This is a genomic window from Natronocella acetinitrilica (assembly GCF_024170285.1).
Taxonomy (GTDB): Bacteria; Pseudomonadota; Gammaproteobacteria; order Nitrococcales; family Aquisalimonadaceae; genus Natronocella; species Natronocella acetinitrilica.
This window is the reverse complement of sequence record NZ_JALJXV010000016.1, coordinates 1-16,918: the sequence shown is the minus strand read 5'-3', so window position 1 is coordinate 16,918 and position 16,918 is coordinate 1. Positions and strand designations below refer to the sequence as shown.

Sequence of the window (16,918 nt, the reverse complement as noted above, 5' to 3'; positions counted from 1 at the left end):
GAGCAGAAGAGCACGCTGGAAAGCTAACGACAACTACGCCCACCGACCGGCCACTTTAATTGTCGTCGACCGGTCAAAGTAGTTGACGTCGGATATCGGGCGTTGTTTCGGTGCGTTACGCGCTGCGCGCTAACGGCACCCTACGGTGGGCGCGTCGTGGGCATGGGGCACGGCCAAATGTAGGGTGCCGTTAGGCCGAAGGCCGTAACGCACCGCACCGCGTCGGCGGGCATATCGTCGGCATGGGGCACGGCCAAATGTAGGGTGCCGTTAGGCCGAAGGCCGTAACGCACCGCGTCGGCGGCGGACATGTCGTGGGCATGGGGGCATGTCCAAGTGTAGGGTGCCGTTAGGCCGAAGGCCGTAACGCACCGCATCGGCGGCGGGCATATCGTCGGCATGGGGCACGGGCAAATGTAGGGTGCTGTTAGGCCGAAGGCCGTAACGCACCGCGTCGGCGATGGTAGGGGCACTGGCTTGATCGGATGTTGGGCTCGGTGCGTTACGCGCTGCGCGCTAACACACCCTACGATGCTGGGGCTCGGTGAATTGGATGGGGAGGCCCTGGTCGGTGAGGACGTTGCCGACGGTGTCGAATTCGAAATCCTTGAGGAGCTGCTTCAGCCTGCCTTCGCATTTGTCCAGGTTGTTGTAATGCCTGAAGCGGGACTTCCAGCTTGCCTTGATGCGGGGCTGGCCAGGGTCGAGCTCCCAGGGGTGCAGGTAGAAGATGAACGGCTGTTCATCGGCCCGGTTGACGCGCCCCAGGCCGGCACGGCTGAAGGCGTAGGGGTAGAGGCGGAAGTAACCGCCACCGGCAATCGGCAGGTTCAGCGGCCCGATCTTCAGCGTGGTCAGCGGGAACTCGATCAATTCATGGCCAGACGGCGTCTCCAGACGATGCGGCCAGCGCTCCGCTCCCGGGATGCCATAGCGGTCGTGCTTGACGGGAAAGATGCTGGAATCCCACACAAAGCCCTGCTCGGCGAGAATATCCAGCGCCCAGAGGGATTCCTTGGTGATGGAATAGCTGGCCGCTCGATAACCAATGATCGGCCGCTGCGCCTGATTTTCCAGTATCGTTTTCGAGCGCGCCGTCTCCTGGCGGAAGACGTCCGGCGTCTGCTCGTAGACGAGTTGATGGCTGTAGCCGTGGCTCGCCACCTCGTGGCCGCGTTTGACGATCTCCGGCACCAGGCGGGGGCAGGCCTCCGCCACCCAGCCGAGGACGAAAAACGTCGCCTTCACATCGACCTCATCGAACATGTCGAGCAGCCGATGGGTGTTTTTCTCAACCCGAAGCTCGTGCTGGTTCCAGTCTTCCGGGCGGATAGTCTCCGACAGGGCGGCAACCTGGAAGTAGTCTTCGACGTCGATGGTGAGCGCGTTTTTCATGGAGGAAGACTACCGCTTATCCAGCCGTTTGACGACTTCCGCGAGCTGCTTTTCGATTGCTTGCAGATCCTGCCGCAAGCCATCGAAGCCGCTGGAAACGTTGGCGATGGCGGACTGGATCGCGTGACTGAACTCAACCACCTCGGCGTCCGGTTCAAGGCCACCGTTGATATGGGCACGGGCGAGCATTGGCGTACTGCCATTCATGCGCTTGCGGGCCTGGCGCTGCTCAAAGGGCATCCACTCCAGTTCTTTCGCAGCCTGCTCGACGGCATCGGCGGAGATGCGGTGTTTCTCCTCTACGTACGCAGTGAGCAGTGCCATGTCGCAGATGGAATTGATCAGTCGCGGGATGCCGCCAGCGTACTTCTGGATGACCTGATAGGCGTCTTCTTCGAAGATGTCGGTGTAGCGCGCCCCGGCCACGGTGAGCCGGTGCATGATGTAGTCCCGGCTCTCTTCCTCGCTCATGGGGCCAAGGTGCATGCGCAGGCGAACGCGCTGGGCGAGCTGCTCCATCTGCGGGCTGCTGACCACGCGATCGAGTTCCGGCTGACCGAGCAGCATCACGCTCATGAGCTTGGACTTGTTGCTCTCGATACCGGACATGAGCCGGATCTCTTCCAGAACACCGTAGGACAGGCTCTGGGCTTCGTCGACGGCAAGCACGACCCGCCGGTCGGACTTCGCCATGCGCAGCAGGAACTTACGCAGGCGGTTGATGAGCTCGACCTTGCCGGCGTTGGCGATTTCCAGCTGAAAGGCGCTGCAGACGGCCTGCAGGAATTCAGTCTCATTGAGCTGTGTCTGGTCGATGTGGGCGAGAATGACATCGTCACCCAGCTCGGTGATGAGCTTGTGCAGCAGCGTGGTCTTGCCAGCGCCGATTTCGCCGGTGATGACCACGAACCCGTCCTTGCTCACCAGGGTGTAGTTCATGTAGGCCTTGGCCCTGGCGTGCCCGCGACTCATGAAGAAGAAATCTTCATCGGTCGTGAGGCGGAAGGGGAATTCCTTCAGTTGGAAATGCTCAAGATACATAGGGTGGGCCTGGGCCTTTGACAGCGTTACAGGATACGTGAAAAGCCGCCCCCATGAACACCGCGCGCCGCGCCGGGGCTTGCCCGACGCGGCGCGGCGGTCGACTCAATTCAGCGTGAGCCCTTGCGCCAGAGCACCACTTCAACCGTCTGCATCATGATCGCCAGATCAAGAAACAGGGTGTGGTTCTTGACGTAGTAGAGGTCGTACTGCAGCTTTTCCTGTGCATCACGGATCGACGCCCCGTACGGGTAGCGCACCTGCGCCCAGCCCGTGATACCCGGCTTGATGCTGTGGCGGGCGTCGTAGAACGGAATCTGCTCTTCAAGATCAGCCACGAACTCCGGGCGCTCCGGGCGCGGACCGACAAAGCTCATTTCGCCCTTCAGCACGTTGATGATCTGGGGCAGTTCGTCGATGCGCAGCTTGCGAATGACGTGACCCACTGGGGTGATGCGGTCGTCGTTACTGCGGGCCCAGACAGCGCCGTTGGCCTCGGCATCATTCCGCATGCTGCGGAACTTGTAGATGCTGAAGTGACGACCACCCTGCCCCACGCGCACCTGCCTGTAGAAGATCGGGCTGCCCATGGTGAGCAGAATGGCCAGCGCGGTCAGCAGCATCACCGGCAGCGTCACGACCAGCAGTGCGAGGCTTGCGGCAATATCGAAGCTGCGCTTCATCACCGTGCGCAGCCAGTTCTGGCGGAAGCCCTCGCCGAAGATCAGCCAGCTTGCGTTCAGTGACTCAAGGCGGATCTGGCCGCTCTCGCGCTCGAAGAACGACGACAGCTCGGTGACCTTCACGCCCCGGAGTTTGCACGCCAGCAGGTCGTCCACTGGCATGCCACCGGCGCGCCGGTCGCGCACGCCAACGACCAACTCGTTGATCTTGTAACGATCGACCAGGTCAACGACGGATTCGCCATCGGCAAGCTCGAGGACGTAACGACTGGGTACGTGGTGATCGCTTTCCTTGAAGGGGACGAACCCAACAATGCGCGGCATGGTACCGGCGGTGGACGCCCGCAGCAGACGATCCACCTGGGCGGCGCGGGAGCCGGTGCCGAGCACGAGAACGCGGGGTTTGAGCACCGCCGCCTGACGCCAGCGGCTGAACACGAGCCGTTCGGCGGAAATGGCGGCTAGCGCGATGGCGGCACTGATGGGGGCCGGGCCTGCAACCCAGTCGCTCAGGTCCACTGCCAGGTGCAGGCCGTAGAGCATGCTGAGGCCAAGCGCGAACGCCGCGACCAGGCGGAAGAACACGCCCGTCCAACCCTCAACGGAGGCCTGGCCATACAAGCCCATGAACAGCATGGCGGCGAGCATGACACCCGCGAACAACAGCGCCGCTTCCGGCCGGATGGACAGCGCATCGCCGTGAAGGCCACCAGCGGAAATGTACACAGCAAGATAAACGGACAGCGCAAGTAGCAGTGCTTCGAATAACGCGATGAACAGCGTATTGCGCGGCACATAGTGACTGAACAGCCGAATCATATCCTTATTCCTGTTCTCTATTCCCTGCGTGCCGGACTCCGCCAGCGCGACCGACCATCCACCAGCAGTCGTCCCCGCATCTGATTATAGATAGCGATGACATGACTGGTGAGATCGGTGCGAGGTCAGTTCCGCCACCGGGAAGTTCGGAAGAGGTCGCCCCCTTCGGAACCCCTGGTGAAGGCCCACCCTTAACCAGGTCCACCCATGCAGACTGTCAAGACACCAACGCATTATATGGGCGAGGCTTGGGCCTCATTTGGTATGGCGTTGGGTATTGCCAGTTTGCGCTTGTCGAAGGTGGCGGCGAGGCTTTGAACCTCCGGGTACCACCTTCACGCCCCCCCGGGCGTTCCCTTCAAAGTGAAGTCATCGAGGCGGGCTTTAATGCCTTTGCCTCGCTGTTCACTTTCTGCGTCTACGATACACCGACAATCCGTAGAGTGATAGCGTTCACAGAAATTTTTGTTGGGGTGTGGGGACGAATGCGTTGACTTGTTGCCGTTTGGCGACGTTTGTAGGTGTTTTTGTGCACACTTACGGTGCATTGGCGCTTTGGGCGTGGGGCGGACGTCAACAAACGCTGTTGCGGTGCGTTACGGCCTTTGGCCTAACACACCCTACATTTCGCCGTGCCCGTCACGTCGACCGTACCCGTCACGTGGGCCGTGCCCGCCGTAGGGTGTGTTAGCGCGCAGCGCGTAACGCACCGTTCCCACGATGGCCATGGCCCATGCCACGATCTTACCCTTTCCGCTGTTCGGCACCAATCGCATAGCGCACCGACGAATCCGGATGCAACGGGCATATTGGCAGAGCACACCGTCGAATACGAACTGACCAAGGCTCTGAATGCTCTGGCTTCTCGTGCTCCACATCGTTGCGCTGCTGTGCTGGGCCGCGGCGCTGCTCTACCTGCCTGCGCTGATTGCCGCGGTTGAGACCGGTCGTGCGCAGATCAGCGAGGCTGAGGCACCGTTACACCACGCCTCTCTGGCACGATTCATCCACACCCACGTGGCAACACCGGCGGCACTGGTCGCCATCATGTCCGGGACAGGAATCTTTCTGCTCGAGCGCACGGCGGAAGTCTGGCTCGTCGCCAAGTTGACTCTGGTGACCGGTATTGTGTTGTGTCACGCGCTGACCGGGGTTCTGATCCTCCACGCGGGCCGCGGCACGGCCGGGTGGACGCGGCTCTGGACCTGGTTGCTCGCCGTCACCCTGTGCCTGCTGATGGCGACAGTCCTGTGGCTGGTACTGGCGAAACCGCCGCTGGAGGCGCCGCAATGGGCGCAGTGACACGTGGCGCCCGGGGGCAGGGTTCAGACCTTGCCCTGGGCCTGTTTTTCCGGCGCGTCGTCCACACCGACGCCGACTGCGTACTCGTACACAAGCTGACCACCGAGGAACCCGGCGATGGCGACCAACCCGGCCGTGAGCAGCGAGATGTACGCGCCCCACGGCAGGATAAAGGCGGCCGGATCACCAACGCGGATCAGCCAGTTGAAGGATGCCAGCGACAGCAGCATGACGGCGATCACTGCGTGGGACCAGGCCGTGACCAACCGCCGGATGCGCGCAACGGTGACCAGATCCACCAGCCCGGCCAGGCCGGACACCCAGCCCCCCAGTGCGCCGACACCAGCCAGCCAGAGGCCGGCTCTGGCCCAGAAGAAGTCGCCGGTGAAGAAATAGGCAACATCGGTGCCCACCAGCATGAGCAAGGCGGCCACCGGGAAGTGTATGAGTACCGGGTGGAGCGGGTGCCCACGGATGGACATGCGGCTGATAATCGGTGCCTGGTTCATCATGTCTCTCCGGCACCGTCAGGGGGTGCGGTCGATCGGCGCGTGTCCGCTGAAAGCCTAGTCCCATTTGGCCTGCTATTCACCTCCCTGCTGCTTGCCGGATGCAGTGGACCGTTGTCCACACTCGACCCGGCCGGCCCTGCGGCGGCCTCCACCGCCTGGCTGTGGTGGGGGATGTTCGCGTTTTCGACCCTGGTGCTGATCGTGGTTGTTGCCCTGTGGCTCTACGCCATACGGCGGGATCCCGGCGAGGTCGGCGACCAGCAGGCCCAGCGTGTGCAAAACCGCTGGATCATCGGTGGTGGCTTCGTGCTGCCGCTGGTGAGCATTACCGCCCTGCTCGGGTTCGGCATTCCCATGGGCCACAACATGACCCCACTAGCCGCGGACGAGGACGTGCTGCGGATCGACGTGACCGCCCACCGTTGGTGGTGGGCGGTGTCCTATCCGAATGAGGGCATCACCCTCAGGGACGAATTGCATATTCCCGTTGGCGTTCCCGTGCACGTCCACGTCACCAGCGAGGACGTGATCCACTCGTTCTGGGTGCCGCGGCTTGCCGGCAAACTCGACGCGATTCCCGGCCACACCAACGTGCTCAGGCTCGAGGCCGATGAGACGGGCACGTTCCAGGGCCGATGCGCCGAGTTCTGCGGTGTCGGTCATGCCCATATGCATTTCACCGTCGAGGCGCATGCCCAGGAGGCCTTCGACGAGTGGCTGCAACAGGCGGCGCAGGACGATGACTGAGGCGCGCACGGACGAACAGCAGGCAATGCACCAGCGCTTCGACCGCGTCTGGGCGAACCCGCCGGGCTGGCGGACCCTATCTGCGGTCAACCACACCACCATCGGCCTGCGCTTCATTGTCACCGGCGTGGTTTTCTTCCTCATCGCCGGCGTGATGGCGATGCTGATGCGCACCCAGCTCGCCTTGCCAGAGCAGGACATCGTCAGCGCCGATATTTACAACCAGCTTTTCACCATGCATGGCACGGTGATGATGTTTCTGTTCGCGATCCCCGTGCTGGAGGGGATCGCGCTGTACATGATTCCGAAGCTGATTGGCGCCCGGGACCTGGTGTTCCCGCGAATCAGTTCGTTTGGCTACTACTGCTACCTGTTCGGCGGCCTGATCATCCTGTCGAGCACGGTGCTTGGCGTGTCGCCTGACTCCGGCTGGTTCATGTACACGCCGCTCAGCAGCGCCGAGTACGCGCCAGGGCCGGGGTCGGATTTCTGGTTGCTGGGGATCACCTTTGTCGAGATCTCGGCCATGGCGGCGGGTATCGAGCTGACCGTCTCCATTCTGCGTAGCCGCGCCAATGGCATGTCGCTGCGGCGGATGCCGCTCTTCTGCTGGTACATCCTGGCCACGGCGCTGATGATCGTCTTCGGCTTCCCGCCGCTGATTCTCGCCAGCGTGCTGCTGGAGCTGGAACGCGCCGTGGGGATGCCGTTTTTCGATGTCGCCGGCGGCGGCGACCCGATCCTCTGGCAGCACCTGTTCTGGCTGTTCGGCCACCCCGAGGTCTACATCATCTTCCTGCCCGCCGCGGGCATCATCTCGACACTGATCCCCGTGTTCTCGCAGCGGCCGATTGTCGGTTACCGATGGCTGGTGCTCGCCATCATTCTCACCGGGTTCATCAGCTTCGGGCTCTGGGTGCACCACATGTTCAGCATCGGCATCCCGAAGCTGGCGCTGGCATTCTTTTCCGTTGCCAGCATGCTGGTCGCCGTGCCGACAGCCATCCAGGTGTTCGCCTGGCTGGCAACGCTATGGACAGGCCGGGTGGTCTACAGCCTGCCCATGCTCTGGATCATCGGCTTTCTGGTGGTGTTCGTCTGCGGCGGGCTCACCGGCGTGATGCTGGCGCTGGTTCCGTTCAACTGGCAGGTGCACGACACCCACTTCGTGGTGGCGCATCTGCACTACGTGCTGGTGGGGGGCATGTTTTTCCCGCTGATCGCCGGGTTCTACTATTGGTTGCCCCACGTCTCGGGGCGCATGCCGACGCACATTCTGGGCAACTGGGGCTTCTGGCTGACGTTCATCGGTTTCAACGTCACCTTTCTGCTGATGCACCTCACCGGGCTGCTGGGCATGCCGCGCCGGGTCTACACCTACGAAACCGGTCTGGGCTGGGACTGGTTGAACCTGCTGTCGTCGGTGGGCGGGTTCATCATGGCGGCAGGGGTCGCCATGATCATCCTGGATATTGCCCTGCATTTCCGCTTTGGCCGGCCGGCGCCCCGGAACCCCTGGAATGCGGATACCCTGGAGTGGGCCACGGGAACGCCGCCGGTGTCGTACAACTTCGCCAGCCTCCCCGACATCCGGACCCGGCATCCCTTGTGGGCGTCCCCGGACCTGCACGACAGCATCGCCGCCGGCGCCCACGGCCTCACGGACATCTCCCATGGACGGCGGGAGACCTACGGCTCCGACGCGATTACCGGCAAGGTCCGCGAGGTGATTCATCTTTCCGGAAACTCCTGGTGGCCACTTTTCGCCGCGCTGGCGCTTGCCGTGGTCTGCATCAGCCTGTTGATTCGTGTGTATCCGCTGGCGCTGCTCGGCATCGCAGTCGCGCTGGTCTTCTTGCTGCGCTGGAGCTGGGAGAACGGCGCCCACCCCTGCGCCGCACCGCTGCTAGATGACGAACACCACGATCCACCGCTGCATTCCCGCACCACCAACGGACCGGGGCTGTGGGGCATGGTGGTAACGCTGATGGCCAACGGCACGTTCTACCTGTCGCTGATCTTTGGCTGGTTGTATCTCTGGACCGCGTCGCCGGGTTGGACTGTTCCAGACGGCGAGCCGATCGCGTTGTGGCTGGTGGTGGCCAGCGGCGTGGCACTGACCGTGGCCTGGGTTGACTACGAGGGTGCCGTGCGCGCCCTGCGGCGCGGCGTTGACCAGGGGCTGCAGGGCCGGTTCTGGCGCATTGGCGTGATGGGATCGGTGCATGCCGTATTGCTGCTTTGGGCGCTGTGGAATGCTTCTCTGGCGCCCACGGAGCTGGCCCACGATGCGGTGCTGCTGGTGATGCTGCTTTATGTTCTTGGCCATGGCAGCCTGGCGACGCTGCTGACCCTGATGCAGGCGGTGCGTGTGGGGCGTGGCTACGTCGGCCGCCGGGTGCCGTATGAGCCAGTGGTGCTGCGCCCGTTCTGGGTGTACACCGGTGCTGTGTTCTGGCTTAGCGTGGTGGTATTCCTGCTGCTGCCGATGGCGTGGGGGAGCCCGTCATGATCCCCGGCTGGACGCACCCCGTGCACCTGTTCGCAGGGCTGGTGATCTGGAGCATCTGGTTCGTCACTATTTACGGCGGGTTATCCGTGGGCTGCGCCTTCGCCCCGCCTGCGCCGGCCGCGGGGCCGGTGACCTGGATCAATGGGCTTCTTCTGCTGCTCACACTGCTCGTGACCGCCCTGCTTGCCTGGGCGGCATGGCGTTGCTGGCAGGTGACGGCCGTTGATGGCGAGCACCGCTTCGTGGTGCGGGTTTCCCTGAGCGTCTACCTGGTCTCTGCGGTGTCAACCCTGGCGGTCGGCCTGCCGGTGATGGTCTACCCGCCATGTGTGTGATGCGTACCCTGCCTGCCTTGATTGGCGGCGCTGCACTGGCGTGGAGCGCTGGGTTGTGGGCCCACAACCCAATCACCAGCACGGGACACGCGGAACTGGCCGGGCTATCCGGCGCTGCGCTGCTGTTGCTGTTCTGGGTCGCTTATCTGCTCGGTTCGCTGCGCCGACGGCCGCCGGCGGTTCACGCTGCCCTGTTTCACGCCACGGCGCTGGTTTGCGCTCTGGCCCTGTTCGGCCCGCTGGACGGCTGGGCAAAGACGAGCACTGCCGCGCACATGGTTCAACACATGCTGCTGATGGTGGTTGTCGCGCCGCTCTGGGTGTTGAGCCAACCGTTGCAGCAGCTTGCCAGGGGCGCGGGAAGGTTCTTCGCGACCGTCTGGAACGCCCTGCTCCCACTGGTCCAGCGACCCATGACGGTGGCCTACCTGCACGCGGCCGCCATCTGGTTCTGGCATACGCCTTACTTCTACAGGGTGGCGGTAGAGAACCCTTGGTGGCACGCGCTGGAGCATGCGTGCTTTCTGCTGACCGCAGGGTTGTTCTGGTGGGCGGTACTGAAGAGCAGCGCCAGAAGGGCACCCTGGGCGCTATTGGCGGTGTTGTTCACGCTGATGCATACCGGGTTTCTTGGCGCGATCCTGACGTTTGCCAATGCGCCCCTCTACGGCGAGGCCCGCGGGCTCGCCGACCAGCAACTGGCCGGGCTGATCATGTGGGTGGTGGGCGGCGTCCCGTACCTGCTCGCCGCAGGCTGGATTGCCCACCGCTGGTATCGCCAGCTTCAGCGCCGGATGGAGGTGGAAGGGTAGATGCCGGTCTTGAAAAAAATGTGGAGCTGGCGACAGGAGTCGAACCCGCGACCTGCTGATTACAAATCAGCTGCTCTACCAACTGAGCTACGCCAGCATTCAATCAGCAATAGTAGTGCAAGCGCCCTAGGCCTGACAATCAACGACGCGCCACTCGGCGGGGATGATGCTGGGCTGGCGGGGCCATTCGGCGACCACATAATATTGCGTCTGCAACCGCTCACGTTCGCCACTTTCGGCAGGGAACCCCAGCGCCACCAGTTCATCCCGGCGCAACGCCGCCCGCTCTTCATTGCTGAACACGCCCAGGGAGACGGCGTTGGTGTAGATGTTGTCCGTGACGACGACCACGTCTTCCACACCGGCCTCGGCCAACTCGGCGACCTGCGCGAGCGCGGCCTCCCGGCTCTCCAACGGCGGCAGGTAGACCCAGTAGCCAATGGTCACGCTGACCTGCTCTTCGCGGATCTCGCTGCGCATGGCGTCGCCGGCATCCCGGGCACGTGTCGCCTCAGCGGCCTGACTGCCGCCCAGGCTGGGGCTGCGATAACAGATCGGGCCTGCCAGCGCGGTGTCGTTCGGGGCTCGGGGCTCCGCGGGGGCGGTGGCTTGCTCGCCGTCTTCTGCGCTCTGCTCGGTCTCGCCCACCAGCGTGAGGCTGCCACCGACAGGGAAAGCGGGTTCCGGCGGCGGCACCTCCCGCGGCGACCACCACTGGAAGTAGACGAAAACCAGTGCGTTGCTGAGCAGCAGGAGCACGAACAGCGCTCTCATCCACCCTCCTCGGCAACGGCGGCGAGCCCCTGGAAAACCAGATCCGCATGTAACTGCGGCTCAAGCTCTGGCAGCGAACCGACAAGGAGCTCGGCATCGCCGCCGGTGACCAGCAGGCGCAGATCGCGATGCTGCTGTCGACAGCGCTGCACGCCGCGGGCAACGGCACCAATCAGCGCCTCGGTGGTGCCGAGGCGGATGGCCTCCACGGTGTCGGTGGCCAGCGGCGGCAGGTCGCCGTCGACAATGGGCGGCAGGCGATGGGCACGTTCGGTAAGCGCACGGCGGCTGAGGCCAAGTCCGGCGAAGATCATGCCACCCCGGTACTGGCCTGTACAATCCAGCACATCGATGGTGACGGCGGTGCCGGCATCGACGATGCAGCAGGGGGCGAGGCCGCGCACCCACGCGCCCAGCAGCGCTGCCCAGCGATCCGGCCCGAGATTCCCCGGTATCGGGTAGGCGTTGCGGACGCCGAGCTGCTCTGGCACGGACGTGAGGAACTGCATATCCCGCCGCCAGAGTCGGCTGACCAGCGCCTGCAGGTCGGCGTGGGATGCGGGGTCGGCCACCGAGGTTGCCAGCACGGTGTCTGGCGCAGGCAGCGACGACCATGCGGTTTTCAGCCGCTGGAGTGCGTCCTGCCCCCCTCGTGGAACCGCATCACCCAACTGAAGGCGTCGTTGCTCCGCCGCTCGCCACTTGATGCGGGAGTTACCGATGTCGATCAACAGATTCATGGTCGGGCGGGGCGCAGGCTGACGTCTCCGCCGGCGACGCTGCGTTGCGTCCCGTTCTGGTCGAGCAACAGGGCGCCGAAATCATTCACGCCCCGGGCGACACCGTTGGCGGTCTCAGCGCCGAGCATCAGGGTGACGGGTTGATCCTTGAGGATGTCGCGCTGGTTCCAGGATTCCATGAACGGCGCGAAGCCCTGGTGTTCGAAACGGGGAAGGTTCACCGCCAGGGATTTCAGGATCGACACCGCGAGGCTGTTGCGATCCACCGGGCGGCCGCAGGCGCGGTAGAGGTCCGTCCAGGGTTGGGAAATGGTGTCGTTGTCATCGTCCGGCAAGCGACAATTGAGCCCGATACCGACCACCGCCTTGCAGGGGCCCTCTGGCGAGCCGGAGACTTCCACCAGGATGCCACCGATCTTCTTGTTGTCGACGTAAAGGTCGTTCGGCCACTTTAGCCCGGTGCGCAGGCCGCAGGTGGCATCCACGGATTCCGCCACCGCAAGCCCGGCCGCGAGGCTGAGCCCGGAAAGCCCGGCCACGGGAAGGTCCAGCGGCCAGGCCACGGATAGATACAGGCTTGCGCCCATGGGCGAATGCCAGTCACGACCACGGCGACCGCGGCCGGCGGACTGGTGCTCGGCCAGGAGTGCATGGGGCGCGTCGATCGCGGCTATTCGGCCCAGCAGTTCCTCGTTGGTGGAAGGCGTGGCAATCACGGTAAGGAGGCTGGCGAAGGTGTCCGCCGTTTCGCCCAGCTCCGACTTGATGCGCGTCTCATCCAGCAGCACCAGTGGCGCAGGCAGACGGTAACCTGCGCCGGGCACGGCAAGCACTTCAAGCCCGGCGTGACGAGCCTGGTCCACCAGCTTCCAGACAGCGGCGCGGCTGATGCCGAGTTGCAAACCCACCGCCTCGCCGGAGTGGGGGCGGCCATCGGCCAGGATTGTGAGTAGATCTTGTAGCCGGCCGTAACGCATTGTGCTCGCTCGTGGTCAGGCGCTTGCCAATTGCGGCAGGCGATCGCGCTGGAAGAAATGGGTCATGACCCGGATCATCTTGTCATGATCCGCGGCGCCGGCGCTCTCGCGCAGCGAGTGCATGGACCACATGGCGTTGCCCACATCAACGCAGCGAACGCCAATCCGGCCGGCGGTAATCGGGCCGATGGTGCTGCCGCAGGGAAGCGTATTGCGGTGTACATACTTTTGCACGGGCACGTCCGCTTCCTGACACAGCCCCTCGAAAATGGCCTCGGCGACGCCATCGGTGGCATAGCGCTGATTCACGTTGATCTTGATGACCGGGCCTTCGTTGAGTCGGGGCGCATGCTCAAGATCATAGTAGCGTGCGTAATTGGGATGGTGAGCATGGGCCATGTCGGCGCTGAGGATCAGGCTCTGGTTGAGCGCGCGCCGATAATCGGCGCCGGTCACGTTGAAGCTCTCGGCGATACGCTCCAGGGTGTCGGGCAGGAACGGGCTTTCTGCCCCCTTGAAGCTGCGGCTGCCGATTTCCTCATGATCGAAGTAGGCGATGAAGCGGACGCCGGAGCCTTTGTCCTTCGCCGTCAACAACGCTTCGAGCCCGGCGTGACAGGAGGCCAGGTTGTCCAGTTGGCTGTTTGCGATGAAGGCTTCACCCAGGCCGAAGAAGGCGCCGGGCTGGGTGTCGGCGACGGCCAGTTCCCAGGCACGCACACTGGCGGTGGACGCGCCTACCTGTTTGGCAAGTATCTCGCGGAAGGCGTCTTGCCCCGGCAATTCGGATTGCAGCGTGCCGAGGATAAGTGGCAGTTCATCCTGGAGGTCGTACTTCAGGCCCTCGGTGTTGACGGTGCGGTTCAGGTGAATGGCCAGGTTCGGCAGCCGCAGCATGGGCTGCTGGCCATGAAACAGATGCGGGGTGATGTCGCCGCTGGCGTCGTCCCGAACAAGAACGCGACCGGCAAGGGTGAGGTCGCGATCGGCGAAGGTGGCGAGTATCGGGCCGCCATAGACTTCCACCCCCAGAGTGTCGAGCCCGGCCTGGCGCTTGACGGGTGCGGGCTTGATGCGAAACCCGGGTGAGTCGGTATGGGCGCCGATGCCGCGAAAGCCGTGATCCGCAACGGCGCCGTCACCCGTGTGAAAGGCGATCAGGGAGGAACCGTCGCGGACCACGTAATAACCCCGGTTCGGCTCCAGCGTCCACGGGGCGCGCTCGTCCAGTGCCGTGAAGCCAGCGCCTTCAAGCCGTTGGACCATATTGGCAACGGCATGCCAGGGGCTGGGCGAGACATCGATGAAGTCGAGGAGCGCTTGAGCGGCGACGCGCTCGTCATTGGTCAACGACATGCCTGTTTCCCTTGAACGTGTGCCGGTAGTTTACCAAAGAGCGGGCGGGGGGTTTGCGATGTGGTTTTGTCGGCGTTTTTTCGGTGCGTTACGCGCTGCGCGCTAACAGCACCCTACGGGTGGCCGTGCCCGCCGCCGATTCGGTGGGTTACGGCCTTCGGCCTAACGCACCCTACGGGTGGCCTTGCCCGTCGCCGATTCGGTGCGTTACGGCCTGTGGCCTAACACACCCTACGGGTGGCCTTGCCCGTCGCCGATTCGGTGCGTTACGGCCTTTGGCCTAACGCACCCTACGGGTGGCCTTGCCCGTCGCTGATTCGGTGCGTTACGGCCTGTGGCCTAACACACCCTACGGGTGGCCTTGCCCGCCGTAGGGTGCTGTTAGCGCGCAGCGCGTAACGCACCGAAACAACGTTCGGCAGGCCACCTAAAGCCGCCCATCAACCTCATCACGGGCAAAGAGGTGCTTGATGTCATACAGAACACCGCCCGGCTTGAGCGCCTTGCGGACGTCCGCCGCACTCAGCTCCCGGAACTCCTGGTGTGCAACGGCGAGCACTACGGCATCGTAGGCGCTTTCATCCGGCATTGAGGGGAGAGGACGGATTCCGTACTCCGCCATCGCCTCGTCGGCATCCACCCAGGGGTCATGCACATCCACCTGAATGCCGTAGGTCTCCAGCTCGCGGATGGTGTCGACCACACGGGTGTTGCGCAGATCCGGGCAGTTTTCCTTGAAGGTCAGGCCCATCACCAGGGCCCGTGCACCGGCTACGGGCAGCGAACTGGTTGCCAGCAGCTTGACCACCTCTGCGGCGACGTAGTGCCCCATCCCATCGTTGATGCGGCGCCCGGCGAGAATCATCTCCGGATGATGCCCCACCGACTGCGCCTTGTGCGTGAGGTAATAGGGGTCGACACCAATGCAGTGCCCACCAACCAGCCCAGGCCGGAAAGGGAGGAAATTCCACTTGCTGCCAGCCGCCTCCAGCACCGCCTGGGTATCGATGCCCAGGCGATTGAAGAGGATGGCGAGTTCGTTGATGAGGGCGATGTTGACGTCGCGCTGGGTGTTCTCGATGACCTTGGCAGCCTCCGCCACGCGAATGCTTTCGGCGCGATGGGTGCCGGCCGTAATGATCGACTTATAGAGTTCGTCAATGAACCCGGCGATTGCCGGTGTCGAGCCCGACGTCACCTTGACGATATCCGAGACCCGATGCGCCTTGTCACCGGGGTTGATGCGCTCCGGGCTGTAGCCGCAGTAGAAGTCCTGGTTGTATCGCAGGCCCGAACTCTGCTCGAGTACCGGCACACAGTCGTCTTCCGTGGCGCCCGGGTAGACCGTCGACTCATAGATCACGACGTCACCGGGCGAGAGCACCGTCGAGACGGTTTGGCTCGCGGACAGCAGCGGGCCGAGATCCGGCCGATGGTAGCGGTCGATCGGTGTCGGGACGGTGACGATATAGACGTTGCACTCGGCAAGCGCTGCCGTGTCATCGGCGAACTGCAGATCTCGGGCCTGTCTCAGCTCGTCGGACGAGACCTCCCGCGTGCGGTCGACGCCGTTGGATAGCGCGTTGATGCGGTCGGCATTGATGTCAAAGCCGACAACGGAGTAGCGTTTTCCGAACTCCACGGCGAGCGGCAGACCCACATAGCCGAGCCCGATGATTCCGATCCTGACGTTGCTGAGGTCCATGCGTTATCCGTTGTTCGGTTTGACGGTCGGGTGAGGTGCCCAGGCGATCGTTAATTCGGTGCGTTACGGCCGTTGGCCTAACACACCCTACGCGGGCCGTGCCGTTCCGTAGGGTGTGTTAGCGCGCAGCGCGTAACGCACCGTTTCGGCGTGTGGGCAAGGTTACCGCAGGTGTGGGGTGTACTGGAAAAAGAAAAACCCCGGCGGGGTGTTATCCCGTCGGGGTTTCGGGTTAGGCGACCGGCGATCAACAGGTTTCACACGTCACCGGGGGTCAAGCCGACTGATTCTGGGCGAATCAGCCGGGAGCGCGCCTGGCACCTCTCGTCAGCCTGGTGAATGCGAGCCCCATCAGGCCGGCGGCCAGCAGCGTCAAGGTGCCGGGCGTCGGCACAGCTTGCGGATCCCGATCAACCAGTTGGGCTTCCGACCCGATGGTGAAACCGTCGAAACCGAAAGCGTCTCTCCAGTCCTCGTCGCTATTCTCGAACGACACGGTCTGGAACGGGTTTTCCTCGTCGACAATGCCCCAGAACAACAGTGCGCCTGTCATGAAGGAGCCAATGGTGTTATCGACAACATAGTTACGTTCGCCATCCAGCGTGAGTTCGAGGTTACCGTCAAAGTCTCCAACATCGGTGGCGAAAAACCCGAAAGCGACCTGAGGCTCCGAGAACTCGAGCTCGAACCCCGCCGCGTCGCTGGTGCCTACATTGAGATACTTGTCCCCCACTACGGGGAAGCGGCCCGAAATGTTGTTACTGGTTACGCCCGTATTGCCGACATCGGACGTTCCATCCAGGGTGGCCGAGATGCCATCGAAATCAATGTCGATGGGAAACACCTCGCCTTCGTCGACATCGGCGAAATCCTCGACCCTGACCCCTTCGAGGTTGTCGAGAAAGCCCTCCTGGGCGTCTACGGCCTCCGAGTCCGCCGGTACGGTCTGGTTGGCGTCCTGGTCTTCACCGAAGAAAACCATCGGGGCTGCCTTAGCTATTGGAGCTCCGAACAGCAGCCCGACTGCAGCCACGCCCAGCGGCAGTGGATACACGGCTTGCATTTTCATTGCTACCTCCTGGGTCGAACAAAATCCCGTATTTCGATTGATGGGTAAGCGTCCGGGCAACACCGCCTTGACGATGTGCGTTGCGATCAGTCCGCCGGACGAAGCTCTGGCAGATTCCAGGGCAGCAGTTCTTCGATGC

At 63.4% G+C, this 16,918-nt stretch carries 15 protein-coding genes and 1 tRNA gene; 5 read left to right on the top strand and 11 right to left on the bottom strand.

Translation table 11 applies throughout. The features are described from left to right. Positions 1 to 516: 516 nt before the first annotated feature. From J2T57_RS21605 to J2T57_RS21595, 3 genes are all read right to left on the bottom strand, one after another. On the bottom strand, positions 517 to 1,395 hold the full coding sequence (locus J2T57_RS21605) for an XrtA system polysaccharide deacetylase (RefSeq protein WP_253485597.1): 879 nt from the start codon (positions 1,393 to 1,395) through the stop codon (positions 517 to 519). A gap of 9 nt (positions 1,396 to 1,404) precedes the next feature. Next, on the bottom strand, positions 1,405 to 2,367 hold the full coding sequence (locus J2T57_RS21600) for an ExeA family protein (protein ID WP_253485581.1): 963 nt from the start codon (positions 2,365 to 2,367) through the stop codon (positions 1,405 to 1,407). Between the two features lie 179 nt (positions 2,368 to 2,546). Further along, positions 2,547 to 3,935 carry a TIGR03013 family XrtA/PEP-CTERM system glycosyltransferase gene (locus J2T57_RS21595; RefSeq protein ID WP_436262722.1) on the bottom strand — a complete coding sequence of 463 codons (1,389 nt, stop codon included), beginning with the start codon at positions 3,933 to 3,935 and terminating at the stop codon, positions 2,547 to 2,549. Between the two features lie 855 nt (positions 3,936 to 4,790). Here J2T57_RS21595 and J2T57_RS21590 point away from each other — a divergent pair. Then, positions 4,791 to 5,240 (top strand): HemJ family protein, encoded by a 450-nt coding sequence (locus J2T57_RS21590; RefSeq protein WP_253485575.1) that lies wholly within the window; start codon positions 4,791 to 4,793, stop codon positions 5,238 to 5,240. A gap of 23 nt (positions 5,241 to 5,263) precedes the next feature. Here the strand turns inward: J2T57_RS21590 and J2T57_RS21585 are convergent, their stop codons facing one another. Then, entirely contained in the window at positions 5,264 to 5,752 is a 489-nt protein-coding gene (locus J2T57_RS21585) for a DUF2231 domain-containing protein (protein ID WP_253485572.1), read from the bottom strand. 111 nt (positions 5,753 to 5,863) lie between these two features. Between J2T57_RS21585 and coxB the strand changes: the two genes are divergently transcribed. The 4 genes from coxB to J2T57_RS21565 are packed head-to-tail and all read left to right on the top strand — an operon-like array spanning position 5,864 to position 10,158. Continuing rightward, positions 5,864 to 6,499 (top strand): cytochrome c oxidase subunit II, encoded by a 636-nt coding sequence (gene coxB / locus J2T57_RS21580; protein WP_253485569.1) that lies wholly within the window; start codon positions 5,864 to 5,866, stop codon positions 6,497 to 6,499. Continuing rightward, complete coding sequence (ctaD, locus tag J2T57_RS21575; RefSeq protein WP_253485565.1) at positions 6,492 to 9,011, top strand: cytochrome c oxidase subunit I; 2,520 nt, start codon at positions 6,492 to 6,494, stop codon at positions 9,009 to 9,011. The genes coxB and ctaD overlap by 8 nt, the downstream gene beginning before the upstream one ends. Further along, positions 9,008 to 9,346 carry a hypothetical protein gene (locus J2T57_RS21570; RefSeq protein ID WP_253485562.1) on the top strand — a complete coding sequence of 113 codons (339 nt, stop codon included), beginning with the start codon at positions 9,008 to 9,010 and terminating at the stop codon, positions 9,344 to 9,346. Before ctaD ends, J2T57_RS21570 begins: the two co-directional genes overlap by 4 nt. After that, entirely contained in the window at positions 9,337 to 10,158 is an 822-nt protein-coding gene (locus tag J2T57_RS21565; RefSeq protein WP_253485559.1) for a cytochrome c oxidase assembly protein, read from the top strand. Before J2T57_RS21570 ends, J2T57_RS21565 begins: the two co-directional genes overlap by 10 nt. A 21-nt stretch (positions 10,159 to 10,179) precedes the next feature. On the opposite strand, the gene J2T57_RS21560 is transcribed toward J2T57_RS21565, so the two are convergent. The 7 genes from J2T57_RS21560 to J2T57_RS21530 all read right to left on the bottom strand — a co-directional run bounded on the left by J2T57_RS21560 (position 10,180) and on the right by J2T57_RS21530 (position 16,779). After that, positions 10,180 to 10,255: transfer RNA gene (locus tag J2T57_RS21560), tRNA-Thr, on the bottom strand. A gap of 29 nt (positions 10,256 to 10,284) precedes the next feature. Then, complete coding sequence (locus J2T57_RS21555; RefSeq protein WP_253485556.1) at positions 10,285 to 10,932, bottom strand: SPOR domain-containing protein; 648 nt, start codon at positions 10,930 to 10,932, stop codon at positions 10,285 to 10,287. Continuing rightward, positions 10,929 to 11,672, bottom strand: a complete 744-nt coding sequence (locus J2T57_RS21550) for a type III pantothenate kinase (protein ID WP_253485553.1) — start codon at positions 11,670 to 11,672, stop codon at positions 10,929 to 10,931. Before J2T57_RS21550 ends, J2T57_RS21555 begins: the two co-directional genes overlap by 4 nt. Then, positions 11,669 to 12,649 carry a bifunctional biotin--[acetyl-CoA-carboxylase] ligase/biotin operon repressor BirA gene (gene birA, locus J2T57_RS21545; protein WP_253485536.1) on the bottom strand — a complete coding sequence of 327 codons (981 nt, stop codon included), beginning with the start codon at positions 12,647 to 12,649 and terminating at the stop codon, positions 11,669 to 11,671. The genes J2T57_RS21550 and birA overlap by 4 nt, the downstream gene beginning before the upstream one ends. A gap of 15 nt (positions 12,650 to 12,664) precedes the next feature. Then, complete coding sequence (locus J2T57_RS21540) at positions 12,665 to 14,005, bottom strand: M18 family aminopeptidase (protein WP_253485533.1); 1,341 nt, start codon at positions 14,003 to 14,005, stop codon at positions 12,665 to 12,667. Positions 14,006 to 14,432: 427 nt separating this feature from the next. Further along, positions 14,433 to 15,710 (bottom strand): Vi polysaccharide biosynthesis UDP-N-acetylglucosamine C-6 dehydrogenase TviB, encoded by a 1,278-nt coding sequence (gene tviB / locus J2T57_RS21535; protein WP_253485518.1) that lies wholly within the window; start codon positions 15,708 to 15,710, stop codon positions 14,433 to 14,435. A 298-nt stretch (positions 15,711 to 16,008) separates the two neighbouring features. Beyond that, complete coding sequence (locus J2T57_RS21530) at positions 16,009 to 16,779, bottom strand: PEP-CTERM sorting domain-containing protein (protein WP_253485501.1); 771 nt, start codon at positions 16,777 to 16,779, stop codon at positions 16,009 to 16,011. Between the last annotated feature and the right edge of the window lie 139 nt (positions 16,780 to 16,918).

What these genes read in the sequence shown, in the direction of transcription:
- J2T57_RS21605 (WP_253485597.1), bottom strand. Translation starts at nt 1,395, where the DNA reads ATGAAAAACGCGCTCACCATCGACGTCGAAGACTACTTCCAGGTTGCC.
- J2T57_RS21600 (WP_253485581.1), bottom strand. Translation starts at nt 2,367, where the DNA reads ATGAGTCGCGGGCACGCCAGGGCCAAGGCCTACATGAACTACACCCTG.
- J2T57_RS21590 (WP_253485575.1), top strand. Translation starts at nt 4,791, where the DNA reads ATGCTCTGGCTTCTCGTGCTCCACATCGTTGCGCTGCTGTGCTGGGCC.
- J2T57_RS21585 (WP_253485572.1), bottom strand. Translation starts at nt 5,752, where the DNA reads ATGATGAACCAGGCACCGATTATCAGCCGCATGTCCATCCGTGGGCAC.
- ctaD (WP_253485565.1), top strand. Translation starts at nt 6,492, where the DNA reads ATGACTGAGGCGCGCACGGACGAACAGCAGGCAATGCACCAGCGCTTC.
- J2T57_RS21570 (WP_253485562.1), top strand. Translation starts at nt 9,008, where the DNA reads ATGATCCCCGGCTGGACGCACCCCGTGCACCTGTTCGCAGGGCTGGTG.
- J2T57_RS21565 (WP_253485559.1), top strand. Translation starts at nt 9,337, where the DNA reads ATGTGTGTGATGCGTACCCTGCCTGCCTTGATTGGCGGCGCTGCACTG.
- J2T57_RS21555 (WP_253485556.1), bottom strand. Translation starts at nt 10,932, where the DNA reads ATGAGAGCGCTGTTCGTGCTCCTGCTGCTCAGCAACGCACTGGTTTTC.
- J2T57_RS21550 (WP_253485553.1), bottom strand. Translation starts at nt 11,672, where the DNA reads ATGAATCTGTTGATCGACATCGGTAACTCCCGCATCAAGTGGCGAGCG.
- birA (WP_253485536.1), bottom strand. Translation starts at nt 12,649, where the DNA reads ATGCGTTACGGCCGGCTACAAGATCTACTCACAATCCTGGCCGATGGC.
- J2T57_RS21540 (WP_253485533.1), bottom strand. Translation starts at nt 14,005, where the DNA reads ATGTCGTTGACCAATGACGAGCGCGTCGCCGCTCAAGCGCTCCTCGAC.
- tviB (WP_253485518.1), bottom strand. Translation starts at nt 15,710, where the DNA reads ATGGACCTCAGCAACGTCAGGATCGGAATCATCGGGCTCGGCTATGTG.
- J2T57_RS21530 (WP_253485501.1), bottom strand. Translation starts at nt 16,779, where the DNA reads ATGAAAATGCAAGCCGTGTATCCACTGCCGCTGGGCGTGGCTGCAGTC.